Origin of the sequence: Roseivivax marinus, from assembly GCF_900109705.1 — a bacterium.
GTDB lineage: Bacteria > Pseudomonadota > Alphaproteobacteria > Rhodobacterales > Rhodobacteraceae > Roseivivax > Roseivivax marinus.
This window is the reverse complement of record NZ_FOAI01000027.1, coordinates 5,001-6,591: the sequence shown is the minus strand read 5'-3', so window position 1 is coordinate 6,591 and position 1,591 is coordinate 5,001. Positions and strand designations below refer to the sequence as shown.

The following is a 1,591-nucleotide window of genomic DNA, read 5'->3' as shown; positions in this document are numbered from 1 at the left end:
TGGTTGCGGGAGTAGGATTTGAACCTACGACCTTCAGGTTATGAGCCTGACGAGCTACCGGACTGCTCCATCCCGCGCCAATTGGGCGTGTTTTTGCCCTGGGCTCCGCGCCTTGGTGTGGTTGGTGCGGAGGGTATTGTGTCATCGTGTTCGAGAGATACGGGGACGTGTCTTGCTAGGTTTGGCGGCGACCTACTCTCCCACGTCTTGAGACGCAGTACCATTGGCGCGACGGCACTTAACGGCCGGGTTCGGAATGGAGCCGGGTGTTTTGCTCGTGCTATGACCACCAAACCGAGAAAGACACGGCGCGCACCCGCGCGGCGTGTCTTTCTCGGTTTGGTGAGTGGCCGGAAGCGCTGTTGCGAAGCAAGAGCGCGTGGCCACACCATCGACATGCCTGGTGCGGATACGTTTTGTTTATCAACATCGTTGTCCAAGCCTCGTATCACGAGGGGTATGCTTTTCGACCAGGGCAGATTGCCTGCCTTTTTCTGGATCGAACCAAGCCTGTCGGGCCATTAGTACTGGTCAGCTGAGCGTGTTGCCACGCTTACACCTCCAGCCTATCGACGTGGTCGTCTACCACGGCCCTCAGGGAGACCTTGTTTTGAGGGGGGCTTCCCGCTTAGATGCCTTCAGCGGTTATCCTGTCCGATCATAGCTACCCTGCACTGCTGCTGGCGCAACAACAGGTCCACCAGTGGATCGTTCAACCCGGTCCTCTCGTACTAGGGTCAACTCCTCTCAAGTCTCCTACACCCACGGCAGATAGGGACCGAACTGTCTCACGACGTTCTAAACCCAGCTCACGTACCTCTTTAAACGGCGAACAGCCGTACCCTTGGGACCTGCTCCAGCCCCAGGATGAGATGAGCCGACATCGAGGTGCCAAACACTGCCGTCGATATGGACTCTTGGGCAGTATCAGCCTGTTATCCCCGGCGTACCTTTTATCCGTTGAGCGATGGCCCTCCCACTTGGGACCACCGGATCACTATGGCCGTCTTTCGACTCTGCTCGACTTGTCAGTCTCGCAGTCAGGCTGGCTTCTGCCATTGCACTCAACGAGCGATTTCCGACCGCTCTGAGCCAACCTTCGCGCGCCTCCGTTACGATTTAGGAGGCGACCGCCCCAGTCAAACTACCCGCCACAGAGGGTCCCGGACCCGGATAACGGGCCGCGGTTAGACACCAAGCGAGGCAAGGGTGGTATCTCAAGGGTGGCTCCACAGAGACTGGCGTCCCTGCTTCGAAGCCTACCACCTATCCTGCACATGCCTGGCCTGGTGCCAGTCTGAAGCTGTAGTAAAGGTGCACGGGGTCTTTCCGTCTAACCGCGGGGAGCCGGCATCTTGACCGGCAATTCAATTTCGCTGAGTCGACGTTGGAGACAGCGGGGAAGTCGTTACGCCATTCGTGCAGGTCGGAACTTACCCGACAAGGAATTTCGCTACCTTAGGACCGTTATAGTTACGGCCGCCGTTTACCTGGGCTTCAATTCGGAGCTTGCACCCCTCCTTTTAACCTTCAGGCACCGGGCAGGCGTCAGACCCTATACGTCGCCTTACGGCTTCGCAGAGCCCTGTGT

At 58.1% G+C, this 1,591-nt stretch carries 1 tRNA gene and 2 rRNA genes (1 of these 3 running past the window's edge); all 3 read right to left on the bottom strand.

The annotated features are described in order from the left end of the window. Positions 1-77, bottom strand: a tRNA-Met gene (locus tag BMX29_RS18590). A 102-nt stretch (positions 78-179) separates the two neighbouring features. After that, a 5S ribosomal RNA gene (rrf, locus tag BMX29_RS18585) occupies positions 180-294 on the bottom strand. Positions 295-500: 206 nt separating this feature from the next. Further along, positions 501-1,591: ribosomal RNA gene (locus tag BMX29_RS18580) — 23S ribosomal RNA — on the bottom strand (it continues 2,323 nt past the right edge of the window).